General features: G+C 55.4%; 19 protein-coding genes and 3 pseudogenes. 10 read left to right on the top strand and 12 right to left on the bottom strand.

All coding sequences use genetic code 11. The features are described 5' to 3' along the window. Nucleotides 1–6 precede the first annotated feature (6 nt). The 4 genes from ACTJJ7_RS12010 to ACTJJ7_RS11995 all read right to left on the bottom strand — a co-directional run bounded on the left by ACTJJ7_RS12010 (nt 7) and on the right by ACTJJ7_RS11995 (nt 3,252). Complete coding sequence (locus tag ACTJJ7_RS12010; protein ID WP_353574469.1) at nt 7–636, bottom strand: isochorismatase family protein; 630 nt, start codon at nt 634–636, stop codon at nt 7–9. 61 nt (nt 637–697) lie between these two features. Next, nucleotides 698–1,729 (bottom strand): leucyl aminopeptidase, encoded by a 1,032-nt coding sequence (locus ACTJJ7_RS12005; RefSeq protein ID WP_353574470.1) that lies wholly within the window; start codon nt 1,727–1,729, stop codon nt 698–700. A gap of 23 nt (nt 1,730–1,752) precedes the next feature. After that, a complete protein-coding gene (locus ACTJJ7_RS12000) occupies nt 1,753–2,535 on the bottom strand; it encodes an alpha/beta fold hydrolase (protein ID WP_353574471.1) in 783 nt (260 codons plus the stop codon). A 15-nt stretch (nt 2,536–2,550) separates the two neighbouring features. Continuing rightward, nucleotides 2,551–3,252, bottom strand: a complete 702-nt coding sequence (locus ACTJJ7_RS11995) for a maleate cis-trans isomerase family protein (protein ID WP_353574557.1) — start codon at nt 3,250–3,252, stop codon at nt 2,551–2,553. Nucleotides 3,253–3,862: 610 nt separating this feature from the next. Between ACTJJ7_RS11995 and ACTJJ7_RS11990 the strand changes: the two genes are divergently transcribed. The 3 genes from ACTJJ7_RS11990 (at nt 3,863) to ACTJJ7_RS11980 (ending at nt 7,190) form a co-directional block, all read left to right on the top strand. After that, nucleotides 3,863–4,273: a Rid family hydrolase gene (locus ACTJJ7_RS11990; protein ID WP_353574472.1), complete on the top strand. Its 411-nt coding sequence runs from the start codon at nt 3,863–3,865 to the stop codon at nt 4,271–4,273. A gap of 175 nt (nt 4,274–4,448) precedes the next feature. After that, entirely contained in the window at nt 4,449–5,846 is a 1,398-nt protein-coding gene (locus tag ACTJJ7_RS11985; RefSeq protein WP_353574473.1) for an aldehyde dehydrogenase family protein, read from the top strand. 30 nt (nt 5,847–5,876) lie between these two features. Beyond that, complete coding sequence (locus ACTJJ7_RS11980) at nt 5,877–7,190, top strand: flavin monoamine oxidase family protein (protein ID WP_353574474.1); 1,314 nt, start codon at nt 5,877–5,879, stop codon at nt 7,188–7,190. Between the two features lie 107 nt (nt 7,191–7,297). Here the strand turns inward: ACTJJ7_RS11980 and ACTJJ7_RS11975 are convergent, their stop codons facing one another. The 3 genes from ACTJJ7_RS11975 to ACTJJ7_RS11965 form a co-directional block, all read right to left on the bottom strand. After that, nucleotides 7,298–7,729: a pseudoazurin gene (locus ACTJJ7_RS11975; RefSeq protein ID WP_353574558.1), complete on the bottom strand. Its 432-nt coding sequence runs from the start codon at nt 7,727–7,729 to the stop codon at nt 7,298–7,300. A gap of 79 nt (nt 7,730–7,808) precedes the next feature. Continuing rightward, complete coding sequence (gene ndhA, locus ACTJJ7_RS11970) at nt 7,809–10,058, bottom strand: nicotine dehydrogenase subunit alpha NdhA (RefSeq protein WP_353574475.1); 2,250 nt, start codon at nt 10,056–10,058, stop codon at nt 7,809–7,811. After that, on the bottom strand, nt 10,055–10,522 hold the full coding sequence (locus ACTJJ7_RS11965; RefSeq protein WP_353574476.1) for a (2Fe-2S)-binding protein: 468 nt from the start codon (nt 10,520–10,522) through the stop codon (nt 10,055–10,057). The genes ndhA and ACTJJ7_RS11965 overlap by 4 nt, the downstream gene beginning before the upstream one ends. Nucleotides 10,523–10,869: 347 nt before the next feature. Between ACTJJ7_RS11965 and ACTJJ7_RS11960 the strand changes: the two genes are divergently transcribed. The 3 genes from ACTJJ7_RS11960 (at nt 10,870) to ACTJJ7_RS11950 (ending at nt 12,960) form a co-directional block, all read left to right on the top strand. After that, nucleotides 10,870–11,232 (top strand): TetR/AcrR family transcriptional regulator, encoded by a 363-nt coding sequence (locus tag ACTJJ7_RS11960; protein ID WP_353574559.1) that lies wholly within the window; start codon nt 10,870–10,872, stop codon nt 11,230–11,232. Nucleotides 11,233–11,241: 9 nt separating this feature from the next. Further along, nucleotides 11,242–11,466 (top strand): hypothetical protein, encoded by a 225-nt coding sequence (locus ACTJJ7_RS11955; protein ID WP_353574477.1) that lies wholly within the window; start codon nt 11,242–11,244, stop codon nt 11,464–11,466. 630 nt (nt 11,467–12,096) lie between these two features. After that, a complete protein-coding gene (locus tag ACTJJ7_RS11950) occupies nt 12,097–12,960 on the top strand; it encodes an XdhC family protein (protein ID WP_353574478.1) in 864 nt (287 codons plus the stop codon). 4 nt (nt 12,961–12,964) lie between these two features. On the opposite strand, the pseudogene ACTJJ7_RS11945 reads toward ACTJJ7_RS11950, so the two are convergent. The 5 genes and pseudogenes from ACTJJ7_RS11945 to ACTJJ7_RS11925 form a co-directional block, all read right to left on the bottom strand. Continuing rightward, a pseudogene (locus ACTJJ7_RS11945) lies at nt 12,965–13,108 on the bottom strand (IS3 family transposase); the annotation flags it as partial. Nucleotides 13,109–13,305: 197 nt separating this feature from the next. Next, entirely contained in the window at nt 13,306–15,393 is a 2,088-nt protein-coding gene (locus tag ACTJJ7_RS11940; protein WP_353574479.1) for an oxidoreductase, read from the bottom strand. A 375-nt stretch (nt 15,394–15,768) separates the two neighbouring features. Next, nucleotides 15,769–16,535, bottom strand: a pseudogene (locus ACTJJ7_RS11935) (integrase core domain-containing protein); the annotation flags it as partial. Between the two features lie 364 nt (nt 16,536–16,899). Then, a complete protein-coding gene (gene moaA / locus ACTJJ7_RS11930; protein WP_353574480.1) occupies nt 16,900–17,949 on the bottom strand; it encodes a GTP 3',8-cyclase MoaA in 1,050 nt (349 codons plus the stop codon). A 1,062-nt stretch (nt 17,950–19,011) separates the two neighbouring features. Next, nucleotides 19,012–19,242, bottom strand: a complete 231-nt coding sequence (locus ACTJJ7_RS11925) for a hypothetical protein (RefSeq protein ID WP_353574481.1) — start codon at nt 19,240–19,242, stop codon at nt 19,012–19,014. Nucleotides 19,243–19,377: 135 nt separating this feature from the next. On the opposite strand from ACTJJ7_RS11925, the pseudogene ACTJJ7_RS11920 reads away from it, so the two are divergent. From ACTJJ7_RS11920 to ACTJJ7_RS11905, 4 genes and pseudogenes are all read left to right on the top strand, one after another. Continuing rightward, a pseudogene (locus ACTJJ7_RS11920) lies at nt 19,378–19,537 on the top strand (GTP 3',8-cyclase MoaA); the annotation flags it as partial. A gap of 262 nt (nt 19,538–19,799) precedes the next feature. Continuing rightward, on the top strand, nt 19,800–20,147 hold the full coding sequence (locus ACTJJ7_RS11915; protein ID WP_353574482.1) for a nuclear transport factor 2 family protein: 348 nt from the start codon (nt 19,800–19,802) through the stop codon (nt 20,145–20,147). Between the two features lie 1,286 nt (nt 20,148–21,433). Further along, nucleotides 21,434–22,354: an XdhC family protein gene (locus ACTJJ7_RS11910; RefSeq protein WP_353574484.1), complete on the top strand. Its 921-nt coding sequence runs from the start codon at nt 21,434–21,436 to the stop codon at nt 22,352–22,354. Continuing rightward, entirely contained in the window at nt 22,347–23,015 is a 669-nt protein-coding gene (locus ACTJJ7_RS11905; protein WP_353608082.1) for a nucleotidyltransferase family protein, read from the top strand. Before ACTJJ7_RS11910 ends, ACTJJ7_RS11905 begins: the two co-directional genes overlap by 8 nt. Nucleotides 23,016–23,052: the final 37 nt, after the last annotated feature.

The following is a 23,052-nucleotide window of genomic DNA, read 5'->3' as shown; positions in this document are numbered from 1 at the left end:
TCAGCTCTATTTCGCCCGTGTCGATTCAAGCCATTTGAGAATGTCATCGGCGTCAGTGACATCGGCATATTTCTGATGCATGTCGTAAAGATTGGCTTCGTGCGGCGCGACTGCCCTGTCGGCGCAGCAGTCGCGCGGCACGAGCACATTGAAACCAGACTGGACTGCATCCACCACACTAGCGCGCACACAGCCCGAGGTCGTGGCACCGGTCACGATCACGGTGTCCACGCGCGCACTGGTAAGAAGCGCCGCTAACCCTGTGCCGTAGAAAGCGGACGCGCCCTTTTTCGTGATCACGGCATCGCGAGGCTGGATACCGGTCGCCGCGTCGATCTCGACTAGGCGTGTACCCTCCACAAGAGCAGCCATGCCTCCTGCCTTCTTTAGCCAGGCCATGTTGTCGATCTCGCTAGGGTGATAGGCGATCGTCGTGTAGATGACAGGATAGCCAGCGGCGCGCGAAAAGTCCGTCAGCCGCCGGGTGGCTGCAATAGCGTCGGTCATGTCGGCCGCCGTAGTGTACTGCGTATCCGTGAAGCCATATGTGAAGTCGACGACGACGATAGCGGGCCTTGTGCCTCGCGGCACCGTGCGCCCAAAACCGGCTGCGTCATAGACGTCCTGCTGCGACATTTTCGTACCCTCTCGCCTGCTGTAGATCGGCCCCTCCGCTCAGCGAAGGGGCCGGTTTCGATCAATGTCGTTCCATCTTCATTTCCGGCACTACGATGTCGCCGTCGATGACGATCGCCTTATCGTCAAGGAACAGAGAGCAACCCCGCATTGGAATGTCGAGATGGCAATGGGTGTCGTTCGAGCCGCCAAGCTCGTTGTTGGGGCCCGTCGAGAACATCACATTGCCGTAGAACGAACGTGGCTCCATCCCCATGCCACCCGGGAATGCACCAGGCACGAAATTGTGCCATTTGGCATTTGGGTTCATGCCCCAACCAACATGGCTCATGCCCATGCCCTTTGGATCGTTAAACGACTCCATGTAGGACTTCACGATCTCGGCATCGAGGCCCCCGCGAATGTCGGTGATCCAGCCCTTCTCGATCGTGTAGATGATCGGCTCACGCACATAAATATTCTGCGGCAGCAGGATATCGCCCGGCGCGACGACAATCTGGCCATCGACGCCGTCGTCATCGCCGCCGGTAAAGACGAAGCCGGACGGCCAATGATCCCATCGGCCCGGCTCGTCGGTGCAGGCGTATTCCGTGACCGTTGGATAGGTGTTAAGTTTGTAGGTGACGTCAGTACCGTGTGGCGAAGTGATCCGCATAACTTTGGCCTTCGAAAGGATATCTCCCCCGATCTCGACCTTTTCGCGCAGCTCCTGATACGGTAGCATGCGGGCAAGCAATTCTGGTGGCTCGACAGCCGTCAGAACACGCGTCCCCGCTGCCTGAATCGCCATCTGCTCTGGCGAGAACAGAAGAAAGATGCAGTCAACCAGCATGTCACAATTCTTCAGAGCTTCAACCGCATCTGGCATTGCGGCCAGACCCGTGACGCCGACGTTCCAGCCGCCCGTCGGCAAAGGCGCCGGCAGACGCATATGGTACATGTTAGCGCCCAGACGCTGGCCCGCGGCGAGGAATGCATTGGCATAGTCCAGCCGTTCGTTGCCCTGCGTGAGCACGACAAGGCGTTCGCCGTTGCGCACACCGGACATTTTCAGTTGGTGGAGGCAGATTTCGGTGAAGCTCGTGTGGTCCATTGGTCGGAATCCTTTTTCTATAGCTACGCTGCAAAGTCCATGACTGCGGCAAGAAAGCCTTCCAGGTCGTCCCACGGGATCATGTGTCCCGCGCGCTCGACCGTACGCACCTCGATTTCCGGTACGAGGCGCCTGATCTCCTCGACATCCGTCGGCTTAACAACCTCCGCGCCGCCTGCCACCACAAGACGCATCGGCAGGCCGAGCGCGGATAGGTCGGCGTGGATATCGTCGGTGTGGAACCCGTCGAAGGCGGTGCGGATCGCGTCGAGCTGGCAGGTGTGCAGCCACTCGGCGCGAAGGGTGCGCTGTTCTTCACTCCAGCTCGGACAGAAGTGTTTCATCTCCTCCGCCGAGCAGCCGCGCTGCGCGAGCAGGATGGAGTCCTCGTACCACGCCCAGGATGCCGGGTAACCGCGTCGGCCCGGCCCGCTGACGGGTGGATCCACCAGAACCAGCCCCGAGAAGGCGGACGGACTCTTGCGCGCGGCACGGATCCCGGTTCGTGCACCCATCGAGTGCCCGAGCAGGATCGGACGGTCGAGCCCGGCCGCTTCAGCGACCTGAACGGCATCCTCGGCCATGGCATCGAGCGAAAAGTCGAGGGCCCCGCCCTGCGACAGGCCGCGGCCGCGCACGTCGAGCACATGGACGTCGAACCTCGCCGCTAGTCGCTCGGCAATGAAGCCCCATGTGATGGCCGGCGACGTGATGCCGGGAACGAGCAGCATCTGAGGACCTTGCCCCGGATAGTGAAGCAGGTGCTGGCGAATGCCGTTTGCGTGAACGTTGTATCCCCGAGCCATAGCGGCGCCCTCCCCTTAATAGGCGCCGGAGAGCAGCGTGCCGCCCCCCGGAACGCGCGTATCAAGATTAAGCGCCTTCAATAGCGACCATGTGGTGGCGATCGCCGCCGTCAGGACCGGCTTTCGGGTGATTGCCTCCGCCTCGGGTACGGCCGCCAGCGAGGGCATCTGAACGCAGGCGGACAGCACGATGGCATCGACATCGCTGGTGTCCATCGCGCGGACGATGCCGGGCAGCTTCATTGGATCGTGCGCGGCTACCGCGAGGTTATCGGATATTTCCAGTGCCCGCCAGACACTGACCTCAATACCCTCGTTACGGATATAGTCCACGACGAGCTCGGTGAGGGGCTTCATATAGGGCGCGACGAGAGCAATTTTCTTCGCGCCTATTGCCTTGATGCCCTCGACCAGCGCACCGGCCGATGTCACCACCGGCGCCGGATTGCCGTTGTCGACCGTCGCTTGGTGAAGACGCTCTTGCGACTGGCGATGATAGCCATGCCCCATCGCCATGATGGCGACCAGGCAAGCGTAGCCCATGACGTCGACGCGCGCGTCCGACAACTCGAGGGCGCAGCGGTCACTGTCTCGATCCATAGCCTTCAATTCCTCCGCAGTCACATGCTTCATGCGCATGCGGGAAGAATGAAAAGTGAAGCGCTCTGGCGAGACGAGTTCGCGAGCCCGCAATAGTGCCGGAATTTCCGTTTCCATCGTAATATTGGAGCTTGGAACGATCTGACCAATACGAAAGCGCTTCATCTGCGGGACCTCTTGTTTCGAGTAGGTTTCACCACATTAATTATTCAAAACGGGAATTACAAGTCAAAAGTATCTCGAGAGTGCCCGGGGCAGTTATTTTGCGAAGCATGTTCTACGTTGCCAGAGGGCTCGAGCCACCTTTAATAGGCTTATAGTATTGAATTATAATAGAAAGCCTATGATTGGAAAGCGCTCCGTTTGAGCCTGGACCGGTGACAGCAGCGCAGCTGTCGGGGTGCTGAAATTGAGAGGCGTCTGATGAGGCTTGCCACGCATTTCACATTAATATAAGTTTGAATAATTATAGCAAGCGGCAACGTGATAAGGATTGGTTGGGGCAACGTATGGTCGGGCCGCGTACACGATATCGAGGGAGATGGACGTGCCCCGAACCAAAGTGCCAGTCGCTTTCACGGTCTTCCTATTTGCACCAGACGAAGAACAAGCACCATAGATTGGGTTGATTGTCTGAGGTGATGTCGCCCGTGAGCGTTCGCGGTATGGAAGCAGCGGAGCGACTGAAAAGCACGCGCTATAGCTTGAAATGTAGGAGGAGGTTGAGATGATGAAACCGCAATTTTTCCATAAACTACCGGAGATGGAGAAGGGATATAGCATGTCACTGGCTGTCAGGGCTGGCGACTACGTATTCATCGGCGGGTTGACTGCTACGGATAACAAAGGCAACGAACTACACGCCGATAATCCGGGTGCGCAGATGAAGCGGATCTATGAGATTCTCGACGAAGTTCTGAAGGAATTTGGTGGCACGTCGCGCGACGTTGTAAGTGAAGTTATCTATTATGACGTTAGCGGAAATGAATACACAGAAAAGCTCTTTCCGCATCGGCGGGCTTTTTATGGCGAGGAAGGTCCCTCGGTCGTAGGCATGCAGGTGGTCGGCTTTATAAGCCCCGCAATTCACGTGGAGACCACCGCAGTCGCCTTCTTGCCGCAGCCAACATTACCCTAGTGCGGTCACGCAGCGTCGGGGTTTGCCAGCTCAGAAGCGCCAGATGACATGCTTGGCAATCCTGGGCGACAGCGCGTCAGGTCCATTGCCTAACGACCGTCGATCGGACGCCCCTGAAGCAGCGCCGGCTTCCGTGAGACAACGCGCGCGATTAGTTAAATAGGAGGATATACGGATGACGAAATATAAAATGCTGATTGGTGGCCGTCTGATGACGGGTGCGGGGGAAATGCCGGTCATCGATCCCTCAACTGCCGAAATATTCACCGCGGCACCATATGCCAGCGCCACACAACTCGAGGAGGCCGTCAGGGCGGCAAAGGACGCCTTTCCTGCCTGGGCAGCAACGCCTCTAGAGACACGCAGCGCCTGCTTACTTCGCCTCGCCGACAGGTTGGAGCAAGAGGCCGACGATTTCGCACGGCTTCTTACCCGCGAGCAAGGTAAGCCCCTGGCGGAGGCGATGTATGAGGTCAGTGCGACGGTTCGCGGCATCCGATATTTCGCGGCGTACGAGTCAGCGCCCGAGATACGCAACCATGCAAGAGGCGAATATGAACTCCACCGTGTTCCGCTAGGTGTGGTTGCGTGCGTGACGCCATGGAACTTCCCAATGCTGCTAGCCAGCAACAAGTTCGGTGCAGCGCTCATCACTGGCAACACCGTCATTTTGAAACCCGCGCCGACGACGCCGCTGACCTCGCTTGAACTGGGACGACTGGCGGAAGGTATTTTTCCCGCTGGCGTCTTCAACGTGATCTGTGACCGGAACGATCTTGGTGCCCTCCTCACCGCCCACGCGGATGTCGCGAAGGTCTCGTTCACCGGTTCCACAGCAACAGGCAAGAAAGTAATGGCTAGCGCGGCAGGCACCCTAAAGAGAGTGACACTAGAACTCGGGGGAAATGATGCGGCTATCATCTTGGATGATATAGATATTGATCAGATGGTTCCGCGATTGGTCATGGCGGCGTTTCTCAACGCGGGTCAGGTCTGCGTCGCGGCCAAGCGGCTATATGTTGCGGAGTCGATCTATGATGATTTTGCGACGAAATACGCCACTGCCGTCCGAAACCTCAAACTGGGTTGCGGACTTGAAGAGGGTGTCGAGATTGGTCCTCTCCAGAACGTCGACCAGTTTGAGAAGGTTAAGGAATATCTCGCCGTCGCGGAAAGAGACGGTACCGTAATTGCCGGCGGTCGCGTGGACAATCGGCCGGGATACTTCATTGAGCCGACGGTCGTTCGCGACATTACGGATGGCTCCCGGCTGGTTGACGAGGAGCAGTTCGGACCGGTGGTGCCGCTCATTTCTTTCACGGACGATGACGACGCCATCCGCCGCGCCAATGCGAGCCACTTCGGCCTCGGTGCCTCGATTTGGAGCAGCAACCTTACGCGCGCGCGCGCGCTAGCCATGAGACTGGAAGTCGGGAACGTGTGGATCAACCAGCACCAGGCACTCGCGGCGGATATCCCCTTTCCTGGTGCCAAAGAGTCGGGGAGTGGCGTCGAAGCCGGCCCCGAGGGCTTTCTGGAATTCACACGCCTACAAATCCTCAACGCAGCCTGACTGCATCATAGTCAAACTAGGAGAAAACAAGTGGTAGAGAAGATATATGATGCAATCGTCGTAGGTGCCGGATTTTCGGGTCTCGTCGCAGCACGAGAACTTAAGGCGCAGGGCAAGTCGGTGTTGATCATTGAAGCGCGTCAGCGGCTTGGTGGCCGTACGCATGTGGTTGAGTTCCTTGGTCGCCCCGTCGAAATCGGCGGCGCGGGCGTACACTGGTGCCAACCACACGTCTTCGCTGAGATGCAGCGCTACGGCTTTGGTTTCAAAGAAGCACCCTTAGCGGACCTTGACAAGGCCTACATGGTACTCGCAGACGGCCAGATAATCGACGTTCCGCCTGCAACTTTCGATTCCGAATATATCACTGCCTTTGAAAAGTTTTGCGGTCGCTCGAGAGAGCTATTCCCGCGGCCGTACTCGCCCCTGGACAACCAAGAGGTTGCTCGTCTTGATGCTGTATCAGCTCGTGAGCATCTTGAATCCCTCGGCTTAAATGAATTGCAGCTAGCTTCGATGAATGCGGAATTGACGCTCTACGGCGGCGCACCGACCACCGAACTAAGCTATCCGAGTTTCGTGAAGTTCCATGCCCTTGCCTCTTGGGACACTGTAACGTTCACTGACTCAGAGAAGCGGTACCATGTCCAGGGTGGCACGAACGCACTTTGCCAGGCTATTTTCGATGACTGCCGCGCAGATAGTGAGTTTGGTGTACCAGTGGAGGCCGTTACACAGGCAGATAACGGTGTGACGGTCACACTCGCAGATAAGAGGACATTCCGCGCGCTTACATGCGTGCTGACGCTACCGACCAAAGTCTATACGGATATTCGTTTTGACCCACCACTCCCATTCGAGAAGCTAGCCTTCATCGAGCATGCTGAGATGGCGGACGGTGCCGAACTTTATGTCCACGTGCGCCAAAACCTTGGTAACACATTCACTTTCTGCGATGATCCTAACCCGTTTAACGCTGTGCAAACTTACGCTTATAACGACGAGCTCGGAACGATCCTCAAAATCACGATTGGTCGGCAATCGCTGATCGATCTCGAAGACTTCGACGCGATTGCTACCGAAATCCGTAAAATCCATGGTGACGTCGAGGTTCTTGAAGCGCTGCCCTACAATTGGGCGAAGGATGAATACGCGCGTACGAGCTACCCAGCGATGAGAAAGGGTTGGTTTTCTAAATATAAGGACATGGCTAAACCAGAGGGACGTCTATTCTTTGCTGGCTCAGCCACTGCGGACGGATGGCACGAGTATATAGATGGTGCAATCGAGAGCGGGATTCGCGTAGGCCGGGAAATTCGGCATTTTCTGAAGCTGGCTGTTTAGTATTTCAACCCGGGCTCCGTCCTTTACTGAGCCCGGGTTATTAAAGCGCGAGCGAAAGACCCAGCATTCGATGCTATCGCTTATGCCTCGACCTGTTAAAACAACAGTTATTTGTCCGCTTCAATCGCGGCGAAAATTTCAGTGGCGACCTTTTTCGCCTTTCCGTTGAACGGCACCGATTTAATGGCTGCCAAGTTTACCGGTTCTCCAGCAACGATCGCGCCAATCATGCCCATCGAAAGGTGCGGAGTGCACTGGTAAACGTAGACGCCAGGCACCTCAATCTTGATTGAAATTTCCTGATTAATCTTGCCGCTCCATGGAGTCGCCCCGTCGGGAATGGCATTTTTAACCGACACGCTATTGTGCCCCTTGTCCTTCAAAATAAAAGTGACTGTGTCGCCGGGCTGGACGCGGAGAAGCCGTGGCTCAAAAGCCATTACTGTTCCGTCTGGTGCTTTGTTTGTCATTTCCACTTTGTAGTCAGCAGCGTACAATACGGTAGGAAGCAGCAGTGAGAATGCTGCAGAAAATGCGATTGCGAATGGCTTCAAAGGTTCTTCCTTTATGATTGAAGAGCCGCCGTGCGGCGGCTCTTTTAGTTTCCGAGGTAGGGGTTTATACTAAAGTCAGTTCCTTGATCGGAAGCGACCTAATCCTCGGTCCGCCGGCGTCCGCGATTGCGTTGACAAGTGCGGCTATCGTGATGGGAACAGCATCCTCACCGACGCTCTGAGGGGAGCCGTCGCTTGGTAACAGGTTTATTTCAATCTCCGGCACCTGACCAATGCGAAGTATTGGGTAGTCATAAAAGTTGTTCTGCTGCACCTGACCATCCTCCACGGTGATCTCGCTATAGAAGGCGTTCGTCAACGCGTAGGAGATGCATCCTTCAAGCTGCTGCCGTACGATATCCGGATTAATGATGGTGCCGGCGTCGATCGTTATCGCAACCTTATCTACACGGACAGAGGCGTCCTTGATCGTGACATCCACCACCGCCGCCTTCGACGACGACTCGTAGCCGAGGTAGTAAGCGGTGTCGCTGACCGCTATACCCCGGCCCGAGCCATTTTTCGCGCGCTCACCCCAACCAGCTTGCTCGGCGGCAGCGTCCAGGACCCGACGGAGCGTCTTTGAGCGTGCGACTGCGATGTCGTAATGCTCAAGGTTCTTTGGGATGAGGGCTGGCTCAAGCAGCGCCCTATATAGATCGACGGAGTCCTTATCGGCCAAGACCGCCAATTCATTGAGAAAGCCGAAGTTCATCCACAAGTGCTGTGTTAGCCCCACACCCCTCATCCACCCGAACGGAATGGGTGTGGTCTGGTCGCGTTGGTAGGCGATTTCCATATTCGGGAAGAAGAAAGGAAAATGCGTTCCACCATAGGATTGCAACGCGGCTTGTGCGCTGGCGATCCGGCACGACCAGGTGTCGATGTTTCCGTCCTTATCCAGCGCACCTGCGAATTTAACGACCGTGAGGGGCGTGTAAGTGCTGCGCTTTATGCATTCCTCGCGGGTCCACAGTACTTTCACCGGCGTTCCCAACATGGCTTTGCCAATCTGAACCGCCTGATACACAAAGTCGTTCTGGACGCGGCGACCAAAACCGCCCCCGCACTGCATTAAGTTGAACTTTACGTTTTCCGGAGCGGCGCCCGTCAATTCAGTTGTAATGCGATGCGCATCGTCGGCATATTGGCTGCCGGCCCACACGGTCGCTTTGGTTTTTTCAATGAGTACTGTGCAGTTGAGCGGTTCTAACGGCGCGGGATCCATGAACGGAAAAACATATTCAGCTGTCAGTGATCGCGTCGCTTCCTTGATCCTTTTGGTGACGTCACCCGTCTCAACCAACACGGGCAACTCACCGCTTGCCTGCTTAGAAAGCGATGATTTCAACTTGTCTGATGTCAGCGTAGCGTGGGGTCCGCTATCCCACTCGATCTCGAGTAATTCCAGCGCTGATTTAGCTTCCCACCAACTATCAGCGACGACGGCAACAGTGTCATCAATGTTTACTGCAGCAGCCCACAGATCGGGATCCTCTCCATCCGGCACTGGAGAATTGTAGCCAACGAATCCGGCTTTGATTTTGACGATCTCTGGATGGCCCGGCAAGCCCTTGAGTGCTTCATCTTTGATGCGGACAAGCTTACCGCCAAAAACCGGGGATTGCTGCACGGCGGCATACCGCATACTTGGCAAGTCGACATCGATGCCGTACGCAATTTCTCCCCGTGTTGCAGGCACGGTACTGCGAGGGGCGATCGGCTTGCCGATGAAGCGTCGCTCGTCAACCGACCTGTATACCACCTTCTCAGCTGGCGGAGGAGTGAGCTTCACCGCTGCTGCAGCGACGTCGGCATAACTTAGGGCGCGGCCGCTCTTGCCATGGTGCACTTGATTCCCACCGGTCGTCAGCTCTTCCGCCGGCACGGAAAGGCGTTCTGCGGCCGCTTCAACAAGCATGGCGCGGACTTGCGCTGCCGCGAGCCGCGAGGGCGCAAACAGATAGTGCGCCGACAAACTTCCCAGCGTCGTGGTCCAGACATACGGCGTGCCGCGAGCCTTGCTGATGGCAGGATCGTAAAAAGCCACGGTCGTCTTTTCCCAGTCTGAGTCCAATTCTTCGGCAAGCATCTGCGGAATTGTGGTCGTGACACCCTGCCCTACTTCGGTCTGTGGAATCGTGTAGGTCACTGTGTTGTCTGGGTTGATGACGATCCAGGATAGAATTTCTACCCCTTCGGCCTTCGGAGTGGAACTTGGCTGCGCGCCCGAGCGTGTAATGGGGAAAATGACAGCACCTGCGAGTGCTCCCGTGCCGAGAAGAAATGCGCGACGATTGACAGAGACGCTCATTGAGCTGCTCCTTTCATCATAGCTGCGGCGGCATGAATGGCCGCGCGGATGCGAGGATAAGTGCCGCACCGACAGATATTGGTGAGCTCCTTATCGATATCCTCGTCTGTCGGCGAGGGGTTTTTGGCCAAAATATCGGATACGGCCATGATCATCCCCGACTGGCAATAGCCGCATTGCGGCACGGCATGCTCGATCCAAGCCTGCTGAACGGGATGAGAATGATTGGGGTCCAACCCCTCGATCGAAGTCACCGATCCCCCTGCAACACTGTCGACGGTGGTTATGCAGCTTCGCACGGCCTCGCCGTTGAGATGGACGGTGCATGCACCGCATTCGCCGACGCCGCAGCCGAATTTAGTGCCTTTAAGCTTGAGGTAATCACGAATGACCCAGAGCAGAGGCGTAGCCGGATCGACATCGACCGAGCGCGCGCTGCCATTAACTGTGAAATCGAATTTCATTGTTTTTACCTCTCCGGAGTGCGGTCCCGTTTGTCGCAGATCTTTTTGTGGAAACATTCTGCCAAAATTATTCACATTAGTAAATACATTGGGCAGGCACTTAAAAAACGTACCGCAGGTGAGAACGGCGAAACGAATGAGATCACCTGCAAAAGCTCGCCCTTGACGGGAATAACGATCGCAGATTAATTTCACACGCGCCTAAATTTAGCGCATCAGACTTGTAGTCAAGTGCGTTCCGTGAAATGAAAGCGAGCTCTTAAAAATACGGAATGTGCATGCGCAAATAACCCCACCAGCGCCGCCGGCCTGGCCGCCCCTCGCATGATGGCGACCTCAAAGAGACTATCCTCGACCACGCTGAGGTTGTATTTGCGGAGCGGGGTTATTCTGGGGCGAAGACGCGCGAAATAGCGGGGAATGCGGGAGTAAATCAAGCGCTTATCCGTTATTTTGGAGACAAGGAATCGCTTTTCGATGAAGTTTTCCGCCAGCGCGGGAGCAATTTGTCGGGCACCCGCCATGTTCTGTCTGACAAAGTGCTGGAAGAGACTGAACGACCAGCGGTCGAGACAATCGTCAAGGCCTATCTGCAGCCCCAGTGGGACATGAAATACAGCAACGAGAACGGCGCGTCCTTTGTACGCTTGCAAGCCCGATTGCATGCCGAGCAGGAGGAGCACGCCCTTCGCCTACGCCGTGAGGTTTAAGACGCCTCTGTGCGACGATACATCGACGCCCTCCAAACCGCGATGCCTGGCATACCCCGTAATCTGTTGAGCGTACGCACGGCATTTCTCGTGGGCACCTACGTGTTCATGCTGAACGACCTTGGCCGCATCGGCGACCTCACAGAAGGAAAAGTCTCGTCGCACAGCAAAGAGGCTATGTTCGAGAACTTCGTCGCCTTCCTCTCCGCTGGATTACGAGCGCCGGCTAGCTAAGTTGATTGTGCGGAGCTGGAGGCCTCAAATAGATCGATCTACGAGCGAGGACTGGGACATAATGGGAGACTGCAGGACTCTTGATGCGGGCTGCCTTCTCTCGGCACAAGATGACTGACCAATTTCGAGAGAGTGATCTGGCCCCCCAGCGCCCGATTTGTCGATCTGCTGACACTGCCGTTTGCAATAATAATTCCCCTTTTGAATAATTTTGTTTCAAGCGCGCGCTGGGCCGTGTATTATCCGCTCATCGAGCGTGCGAGACATCAAGCGAACGAGAATATGTTCGTGCGGCCAGATTAGGTAGACTGCGCAATGGATGTGCCAGGCCCACGAGATTTTCTGGTCTCACAGGGATGTAACGATCCGAAACTAGCAGTCATACTGACATCGATTAGGCCGCGCTATTTACGGCTGGTAAACATCATTGCCGCGATTTTGCCCTTGCGGCGTAAGTATACCGTCCGGTCGCTAAGAAGACGGAGCCAGAGAGGGCGACTGCCGTTCGTCGGCGCTCTGTTCTGTTTGCACACACCTCAAACCGCGGACCCGCATAGTTTGGTTTTGTAAGGGACAGTTATGCTCACACCTTCGAATGAAATGCCCTTAGCGGCGCCGACCAGAGCAGTCATGACCGACGATCCAGCCGTAATACTCTCGTTAGCGGTTTCCTGGCTTGAAGAGGGAGACGTTGCTCTCGCAACGCTCGTCGAAATTCGCGGTGGTTCCGCACGGTCCCTAGGATCCCAGATGGCCGTTGCCTCAGACGGCCGCTATTGCGGTTATATATCCGGCGGTTGTGTAGAGGCGGCGGTCGCTTTTGAAGCAATGCTTGCCATTTCACAAGGCCGGGACCGTATGATACTGCTTGGCGAAGGTTCGCCATACTTTGACGTCGTACTACCGTGCGGTGGCGGTATAAAAGTTGCGATTCACGTCCTGAGCGGAATAAGTGAGATACAACGCATCCTCGAGCGCCTTACGAGAAGGGTTCCGGCAGCACTCAGATACTCGCCAGGCTCACAGACGCTCACGGTTGTGGCTCCGCCGGTCAAATCTGGGTGGGACGGAGAAGGTTTTCTAGTTAAGTACGTCCCTCCGCGCAGGATCGCCTTGTCTGGAAATGGGATCGAAGCCGAGACACTTTCCCGGATTGCTGCAGCATGCTCTTATGATGTCGTTCCATTTTTTGATGACGACCGAGGCTTAGACGGCTTGCTTGACCACTTCACCGCTGTTGTTTTGCTTCACCATGATCTTGAGCGTGAGCGTCCGATCCTCCGTGCTGCTTTGAAATCTACCGCCTTTTATATCGGTGCGTTAGGTAGTGCCCGTACGCACCAGAAACGTTTGGAACGACTTCGAGATGATGGGATGAAAAATTCCGACCTGGAGCGCATAAGGGCACCCATCGGGATATTTGGACCAGCAAGAGAGGCAAACTCACTTGGTCTTTCCATACTCGCAGACATCGCGGCTACACAGGCGTTGTAACTCCTCACCTGGTTCTGTAGCGCCCGGCATTCCAAAGCTGGAACGACCTCCTCTTTGGCGGCCTTCGTAGCGCGTCTTGAGACGCAAGCTTGCCCCCGACGAACAATTGTTTTGGCTGGATGCCATGCCGACGGGCGACAATGCTCACCGCGCATCCGCTTCCTAGGCAACATTAGGAGGCAGACAACGCGTCGGGAGCGTCGCGCACGGAAGTCGATGGTGTTTTAACGAACCACACCATCTGACGCCACCACAGCTTCTCGAGCAACCTTGCCTCGCTGACGACGTTCAGCGAAACCCATGTTTTGAATATATCCATTCCGACGCGAGTAACCGTCACCAGGGTTAGCGCGTGCCCACGAATTGATCCCAGTTATCCGCTTCTCGTACCAAAGGTCTTTCGATCAAATAATTGATGTCTCCGATTGGCGTTTGGTCAATTTCTCGACCGAACCGGTGACCTGAATGAACCGCATCTGCGATCGTGCCTGGCGCATAGCAGTCGCCGACCGCATGGACGGTGGAGGGGGACGGGTTGTCTGCAAATGATTTACGCAGATCACAAAGTAAGCCGTCGTTCGGCGAGCGTAGACAGATCATCACCACCGTCGCGGCAGGCAACCGGATTTCCTTACCGGTGTAGATACAGTGGGCTTCCACCTCATCATTGCCGACCTCAACTAGGCGCTTTGCCGTGACGAGCTTCACATCCAGGCTGAGCAAGGCTTGGTGGACGACCTCCCGCTCGGACGTATATTTAAGTAACGGAGAAGGTTCTGGATCGGGAGTAAGGAGCGTAACGTCGAGACCTTGCTTGGCGAGCTTTTCAGCGATAACCCCTCCCAGATAGTAGCCTTCATCGTCATTGATAACAACCGGACCTTTAATCCGCTGGCCCGCGAGCACGTCATCGGGAGTGATGACGTGCCGCTGGTCCCACCCCTTGACCGGAAAACGGTTTGCCTTGCCGATTCCGTCCCGGTCCCACCTTGCTCCAGTTGCTATGAGTATTGTTGAAAAGTCAAAATCGCGCACATCGGAACATTTTATTTCGCTTCCGAGATAGACATCGATATTCGGCAATTTGTTGATCTGACCGATTCGATAATCTGCCACGCGCCGGTAGGTTGACAAACCTGGTAGTGTCGATTCGAGGACCGACCGGCCTCCGAGGAAAGTGTTGCTCTCAGAGAGCGCAACAGAATAGCCCCGCCGTCCAAGCGTTAGAGCTGCCTCAAGCCCTGCTGGGCCGCCGCCGACAACGAGTACACGCGCATCGGACCCCTTTCCCGGAACGCGTTCGGGATGCCAACCTCGCCGCCATTCTTCCCCCGTTGTTGGATTTTGCGTACAACGAATACCACCGCCCATGTACTGCATGGACAGGCACGTGTTGCAGCCAATGCATTCACGAATATCTTCTATTCGACCGTCTTCAATCTTTTTCGGCAGAAAGGGATCTGCAATTGACGGACGTGCCGCTCCGATCAGGTCGACTAACCCCTTCTTAATGAGCGCCACCATGCGATCTGGGGACGTGTATCGTCCAACGGCAACCACCGGCTTTGTTGTCACTTGTTTCACGAAGGCTGTAAACGGTTCTTGCCATCCCTCATCAGCAAATCGCGCGGTCATAACATCGAGATTGATGTTCTGAACGTTAACGTCCCAAAGATCAGGCAATTCTGCCAACATTTCGACGACCCGCCGACCGTCTCCACTGCAGGTATAGCCTGCACCGCCGAGGCCTTCATCAACACCAAAGCGGACGGCAACCGCACAATCGGACCCGACTTCTTCCTTGGTATCCTCAATCAACTCACGTAGCAGCCGAGCGCGATTGGCAATTACTCCGCCGTATTCATCCGTTCTCCGATTGACACGTTCCGAGATGAAGTCGCCGGGCAATCCCATCATGTGGCTTGCGTAGACGTACACGATGTCAAATCCGATGTCCCGTGCACGCCGGGCAGCAGCGCGATGCCATTTTCTAACGTCGGCAATATCCTGCTTATCCATCTGCCGGACGACAGCCGGTACATCCATTGCAGGCCTGGGTGAGGCAGACATCGGGCGCTCTCGAGACATGCGGTTTCCAGCGAGAGCACCCTGATGGGTCAATTCGCATCCCGCAAGGGCGCCGTGCTTTTGTACGGCTTCCACCATAAGCCGGAGACCGGGCTTGTCATCATCCGACCAAAGGCGCTCACCGCCGCTTGGGGAAGAATCCGAGGAGGGATGGATCATACACAGTTCAGTATTCACTACCCCCCAGCCGCCCTCTGCCTTTATCTCACGAAACCTTGCTGTAGCGTGCGGAGAAAAAGTACCGAGTGCCGTACAATGAGGAACTTGGTAGAATCGATTCTTGGTAGTCTTAGGACCGATTTTAACTGGTTCAAAAAGTACATCGTATCGTGGATCACGCGCCATATACCCCCCCCATGGCCTCCCCCGCCAGCTGACTTGGGCACCTCGTCCCGGCCGCGTTAAATCCTCGAGCCGTTACCTCAGCTGTCGTCCAGCCAGGCCGAACTCCATTAGGCTAGCGATTTGGCGTATGATCTTCAAGATAAATTATTCAATATTAGATTTTATGACCGACACGCTGAGCCTAGCGCATCACGATGAAAAGCACGAGATGACGGCATAAGCTACAGTTTTTTTCGCAATAGCGTACGAGAAAGGTTCTGCCGCGGCAACTCAAGCGACCTAACGATACCGGTAAAAGCATAATTAAATATCTTTTTGAATAATTCTATGCCGAGGAGCTAAGGGAACGAGTGGTTTGGATGTTGGGGTTCAGCATTAGCTGGAGCGGATTGAGGGTAGAGCGTTGGGTCTGTGAACCCATGCCTTGCAGATGAACGTATGGTGTGAACCCGTTGAGGGTTTCGAGCCTACGGACGAAATTGTAAGCGGCGACAAAGTCGGCAAGACGCTGGCGCAGTTGATCGTGGCTTATTAGTAAAAGTGTCTGACGATGGCATCCTTGATGGTTCGGCTCATTCTCCCAACCTGACTGTTGGTCCATGGATGCTTTGCCCCGGTGGTGCGGTGCTCGATATCATTGACGGCGCAGGTGTCTTCGAAGGCATGGGCCCAGAAACGCTCGCCATTGGCGTTCGCTTCTTTGATCAGCGATCCAGCAGCCCGTCCATGATCCGGAAGCGCAACGTGATCGAAACACAGGCCGATGAACTGCTGCGGCACAGCCGCGACTATCTGTTACGTTGTCGGTGAGAAAGACGTGGATCTTGTAGGGGACTGCTGCAATCAAGCGTAGGAGGAACTCGCGCAAGATGGCGGTGGTGGGCTGCTCGTGCAGTTCGACGAAGGCAAACTTTGGCGTGCGATCGACGGCACCGAACATGTGGAGCTTGCCTTGTTCGATGCGCACCTCGGCAATGTCGATGTGGAACGGCCGATCGGGTAGCTCTTGACTTCTTCTTGCGGCCGATGCCCTGAATGCAGGCAACGATGCAGCGAAGAGAGCGTAAGATGAGGCTTGTCGGCTGCAGTGCATAGAAGCAGCCCTCGGGCAGCAGCGTATACCGGCGACGGGCAACAGCGATATTGGAACTGTGTCGTCACCCGCTAGCATCGGCATGAACATGTTTGCCAGAATCGGCTTCGTAGCTGCGAGGCAGGCAGACCTTGTGTCGCTTGCTCCCGCTCAAATTTCTACCGCTTATTCCAAGTAAGCTCATCGGGAGCAGAAACGACCCGGATATGTTGCTTTCAACGGAAGCAGCGGAAAAGTTGGAAATCGCGCTGCACCACTGTAGATAAAATAGATGAGCCAGGCGCGTGAGACTAAATCTCTCGGTTTTCGCCTGCTTTGATTGACCTCAAATACCAAATCCCCTGGACTTCTGGCATTCCAGCGCGGGCCAGGCGACGATTTTTGCAACGCCTGCATTCCTGACTTCGGAAGTATCAGCCGCCGGTGACGCTCATATGACGAGCGACTGCAGGCTTGTTCCGGGTACGATCGAGGATGAAGTCGTGACCCTTGGGCTTACGGGAGATCGCCTCTTCGATGGCTTGCGAGAGCAGGGAGTCGTCATGCGACGCGCGCAGAGGCAGGCGAAGATCGACGGCATCGTTTTGGCCAAGGCACATATAAAGCGTGCCGGTGCAGGTGAGGCGGACGCGGTTGCAGCTCTCGCAGAAATTATGCGTCATCGGCGTGATCAAACCGAGCCTGCCGCCAGTCTCGGCGACTTCGAGATAACGGGCCGGGCCGCCGGTCTTGTAGGGGATATCCGACAGGCTGAATTCGGCTGCCAGCCGTTCGCGCATTTCGCTGAGCGGCAGGTAGCGGTCGGTGCGATCTTCCTCGATCTCGCCCATCGGCATGGTCTCGATGAGGGTGAGGTCAATGCCGCGGCCGTGCGCCCAGCGCAGTATGTCGGGGATCTCGGCGTCGTTGAAACCCTTCAGCGCCACGGCGTTGATCTTGACATGGATGCCGGCCGCCTGCGCCGCGTCGATACCCTCCATCACCTTCGCCAATTCGCCCCAGCGAGTAATCTGCTTGAATTTATCGGGATGGAGCGTGTCGAGCGAGACATTGATACGCCGCACGCCCGAATCGGCAAGTTCGGCGGCGAATTTTGATAGTTGCGAACCGTTCGTCGTCAGCGTCAGTTCGTCGAGCGCGCCCGAATGGACGTGCTTGCCGATCTCGCGCACCAGGAGCATGACATTCTTTCGCACCAGCGGTTCCCCGCCAGTCAGGCGCAGCTTACGCACACCCTTGGCTATGAAGACGGAGCAGAGCCTGTTCAATTCCTCCAGCGTCAGAAGATCCTTCTTCGGCAGAAAGGTCATGTTTTCCGCCATGCAATAGGTGCAGCGGAAATCGCACCGATCCGTCACCGAAACCCGGAGATAGGTAACGGCGCGTCCGAACGGGTCGATCATCGGCGCTTTGGCGCCAATGAGCTTCGTAGCGTCGGCCTGATCGATGGTGACGGTATCCAACGAGATTCTCCTGTTGAACCAATGTGGTGTGCGAAATGGACGGCTTCACCGGTGAAATACTATCTTTCCGTTGAGAGAATTGAACGCAAAGAATTGCTCCCGGCAGGATTCTGCGGTACTGCGCAACGAACCTTGTTATCGGATTTTGCGTTGCCTTGTCCAGTCGATGCCGGCCAGCGGAAGCAAGATGTCAATCAGGGAGCGAATGACGCTCAAGATCGACCATGATTGTCCCGTACCGCGAGCATGCCGAGCCGGTGCATCAAGTACTCATCCGGGCGACCACCCATCCTGTGCAACCGAGTCCACGATTGTCAGTCATCCGTTCAGTTTGTCGCATATAGGGTCGAGCAATCTCAGACAACCTGTCGGTGAGCTCCATTGCCCGCATTTTCGGTATCTACATCGCCGGGTTTAGTGCGAGCTCGATCTTCATCAAGATGCCATGATGACAAGCTCTGCCAATCGCAGGTGGCGTTGAGCGGCCTAAGAACAGATCAGATTCGTCTGGGTGTATTTCGTCAAAGTCTCCAGGCATTTGTCGCGGCCGTTCGCCCCAGATCGAGGTCATGTCGCCGTGGTCGAAGCAATTCATCCAGACGACACCGGCTCGATGCCGCGGACGAAGAGATGGGCCTTCGAGATCAGACCGATTTAGAATCGACAACGAGATGCCCACGCGTAACGAGACATCTGCAGGCGGATCCAACAATTGGGCAACTCTAGCGCCAATTTTGGCTCCTCAAGCACTCCGACTTAGGAACGATGCCCGTGACGTCCTGGTATTCGATAACGCCCAGAAACAGAGGAGCGTCCGGCACCATTAGTAGCGAGCCGGACGCAACATGAAATTAGTAGGGGAAGATTAGCGCCGGAATGCTTGGAGAGCATTCGCAAACGCTTGGGAGTCAAAATATGCGTGCTCAGTGGCCACTTTGCCATCAATTGTATCGATCAAAGTACCCCTGCGCCGCCCGCAGGCGCCCCCTCCCCGACGAAGCGTGCTTGAACGAATAACTCCCCAGCGACCGAGCTGCTGTGAATTCTTCGTCACCCCCTGGCTTACATGCGATCTTCGGCCGCTTTGGTCGACTCCTCAACAAATTTTACCGGGTGGCCGACGATTTCACTAATCCGGGCGGCCACCTGCGCAAGAGTCAAGCCCTCAGGTCCGGTCAACGTAAGCGCCTCCCCGACATGAATTCTGTTAAGCAGAAGCCAGATTGCGACCGAAGCAATATCCCGTGCGTCGATCCAGGCAGTCGGCGCACCTCCGGTCGTCATCACGATCATGCTGTTTTTCCTAAGCATGTCTCCGAAGAAGCGCTAGTCCACCAGGTCCTGCATGAACCAATTTGGCCGCAGGATAACCCAGTCAATTCCACTTTCCTCAACTAAACGCTCGACGTGTCGTTCTGTTGGCCCTTCGAAACCATGCCGATGGGCGAGATCGACGAGGACCGCACCGACCACTACATACCGCTGTCGGGGATGCGCGACACGCTTGCTGGACTGTTCAGCCTCTCAGACATCCCCTATAAGATCGGCGGCCCCGGCCCGCTATCTGCAGGTCGCTGGAACCGGCGGTGTTAAGATTACAGCTCTCGCAGAAATTATGTGTCATCGGCGTGATCAGCCCGAGCCAGGCCGTTCAAACCTTCCGGAAGCTTAGAACTTACACTGGTCAGCGTCGAGCTATGCCGCCGAAGCAGGCATCCGTTTCGACGCAAGCCGCCTTCGAGAAGTGTGTCATGTTTCACACCGCATGCAAAGTATCGTCGAATTCGCTGCTAGATGAAATTTACAAACGCCTGCTGGAAACTTGCCTGCCACGCCCAGAGGAGAAGTGCATGTCAACTGATGTTGAAACCGCCAAATTAAGCGATCTGGAAGTTGTCATCGCTATGGTTCAAGTCTATGTCTATGGAATGTGGAGCTGTACTATATTGGACCTGTCTTGCCCGCTTTTCGACGAAGCCGTGATGTTCGGAGCAATCAACGACGCAATCGAAGTCGGGTCGATCCGCAGCTTCTACGACTATGTGGATCAACAGGGAAGCGCGGCGCAGATGAAGGCAAAGATCGATGTTCTTGACATGACATCGTCGAGTGCTGTCGTGCTCGTGGCCGTTGAAAATGACGCTACCGGCACCGACTATATAGATTACCATACTCTGATCAAAATTGGAGGCAGCTGAAGGATTATTGCCAAGGTTTTCCATATATCGGTCCGGTAAAGCATAGCTTCTGACATCGCATTCGCCTACCTGCGCTCTAAGTTGGCCGGACAGGCATCGACATAATATGTCCCAATCTCTTTGTGATGTGTCGGCTCATCAGAGCTACCCAACGCATTTGCTCTGAAATATTAAGGGGCATTGCGACTGAATAGCGTCGCATAAGGCGATACCCGGCAGCGAACGCATTTTCTACTAATTCGAGTAATACTTGCCTATCGTCGAACGGCTAGTACCTATTACCAAGCGGCGCTGTTTGTATGCTCACCATATTTCGTCAGGGCGAAGGAGCTAGCCTATGGCGCCAGCTCTGCTTACCAGCGAAATCTTGTCTACAGCGTTTTTCGTAATCTCAACCCATTTTGGTGATAAGCTTCCGCCCTCTATCTGGCGTCACTATTGAGCAGGCCATGCGATAATTATTTCAACATTCGACGAATTAATTGACAACCACGCGAAGATGATGGAAATTTCTTCCCACGAACATGCATCGCACGGCTGCATTCGACGCCTGTGGCAATCGGACCATACGCCACGAGAAATTTTAATCAAAAAGGCAGAGACACACATCGGACGGAGAGATGACATTGAAGATCAAGTGCCCGAGCTGTCATCTCATGGGATTGATTTGTGAGGATGACAGCGTCGCAGTCAACGACAACAAAGATATGGTTAAGTGGATACCGCCTGCGGGTTTTCGAAAGGTCCAACTGGGGTGGAATAACGCCAAGGTAAATCTGCTATGCGTCAGTTGCGGCGTCGCAGCAGAATTGGCTGATTGAATTCGAACGTTGAAGCGCATCTTCATAACCAACTTCTGTCCCACGGATAATGCGCCCCGCCCAGGGCGCACAAAAACCAGCTCCATGCCGTGCGTCCCAGTCGCAGTGTGCTGGCTCCATGACCTTCTCCTACAATAATTAGTCCGAAAGCAACATATCCACGATCGCTTGAGCCTAGCAGCAGGCTGAAACCTCAGCCGTCTAGTCATGTCGAACTTAAACTTGTATCGGATATCGTGGCGATTCCCTAGTTAATTTACTTGGATGTTAGACGGCCGGCCCTGAAATTATCTCATAACCGAAGCGCGCCGCTATAGAGCTTGACTTCGTAAGACACGCTTCGGTGTACACGACAGGTCGTTTGGAACCTATTGGCAACGCCCTTTTTCGGGTGAAGTAACAGAATGCACAGAGACCAAGTTGAGAGGCCGAGAATAAACCAGCCACCAAGGATGATGGAAATCGATGATCGATGTCAGAACACCTGAGGTTATCCTCCAACTGAAGAGGATCAATTCGTCGGATGACCCAGCGGATATTCTTTGTTTCTTGGTGGCCTGCATGGACGAAGGTGTCGATGTTGCCTTGGCGACACTTGTTGAGATTAGGGGAGGAGCTGCGCGTACACTTGACGCGCAGATGGCGGTTGCCGCTGATGGCCGCTACTGCTCCTATGTCAGCGGTGGCTGCGTCGAGGCGGCCGTCGCCGCAGAGGCTCTTCTCGCCATCGCAGCCGGCCGCGGCAGGCCGGTCGCATTCTGTGCAGGCTCCCCCTTTTTTGATATCGTGCCTCCTTGCGGCGGCGGAATTTCCATTGCTGTTCACGTCCTGCGCCAAGGTAATACGATCAAGCACGTGCTAGACAGCCTCGAGAAGCGCCAGACGGCTGGCCTTCGCTATGTGAGAGAGCGGGAAGACCTTGAAGTGATGGAGCGACCGGAGCGGACGATATGGCAAGCTGGTAGCTATACAATGGTATATCGCCCGCGTACGTGGATCATTATTTCGGGTCAGCCATTGGAAACCCTAGCAGTTGCACGTTTTGCCGGCTTCCAATTTCGGCGTGATCGCCCGCGACCCGGGCGATACATCGGGGAACATATTGATCCCCATTCTGCGGTCCTTTTTTTGCATCATGATCTCGATCAGGAGGTATCGGTTCTGCATGCCACACTCAGTTCGCCAGCTTTTTACATCGGTGCGCTCGGAAGCACCTGCACGCACCGAAGACGCGTTGAACGGCTCAAAGCACTCGGCCACGACGGAAAAGATCTAGAGCGCATCAATGCACCCACTGGGATTTTCGGTCGTGCAAGAGACTCCCACTCGCTCGCGCTGTCGATTCTCGACGATGTTGCGGCTTCTCGGCTGGCTATCTATGGATGACTCAGCGGCAGAAAACGGCGGCACAGCAATTGGACCAATGGAAACAACAATTTTCGTTTCCGTCATTATTCTTGCCGCGGGCCGATCGAGCCGAACCGGTGCAGGCGGTGCTCATAAGCTCCTAGCTGAGTTTCAGGGGGTATCGCTCATTCGCCGTTCAACGATAATTGCGACCAACTGTGAGAGCCGTTCGGTCTTCGTAGTAACTGGATATCGGCATCGCGACATTGAAAGTGCGATCTCAGATCTGCCTGTCACGCCCGCGTACAATCCGGCATATGCGTCCGGCATGGCAAGCTCAATTGCCATCGGCGTGACCGCTGCCGAGGCCTGTAATCCGAGCGGCATGATGATTATGCTCGCCGACATGCCCGCGCTCACTGGGGCAGATCTTGACGCTCTTATCTCAGCGTTCCGCGATCACGAGGCAGCCTGCATCGTTCGCGCGGTCGCCGGCGGGAAACCGGGCAATCCAGTGATCTTTCCCGACACACTTTACCATGAACTGAAAAGTCTGAACGGTGACACGGGTGCTAGGGAACTCATTGCAAACTCCAGTGTGCCCGTCATCCATATCGAAATTGGAGATGGCGCCTTCATCGATGTTGATACCCCCGCCGCAATCGAAGCGGCAGGTGGAGTATTGCCAAGAGATGTGTAATATCGTCGCATTCGATCATCAAGAATATAGGCCGATC

The organism is Phyllobacterium sp. 22229 (assembly GCF_052056495.1).
Lineage (GTDB): Bacteria > Pseudomonadota > Alphaproteobacteria > Rhizobiales > Rhizobiaceae > Phyllobacterium > Phyllobacterium myrsinacearum.
Note: the sequence above shows the minus strand (reverse complement) of the source record. Positions and strands in the feature narration are given on the sequence as shown.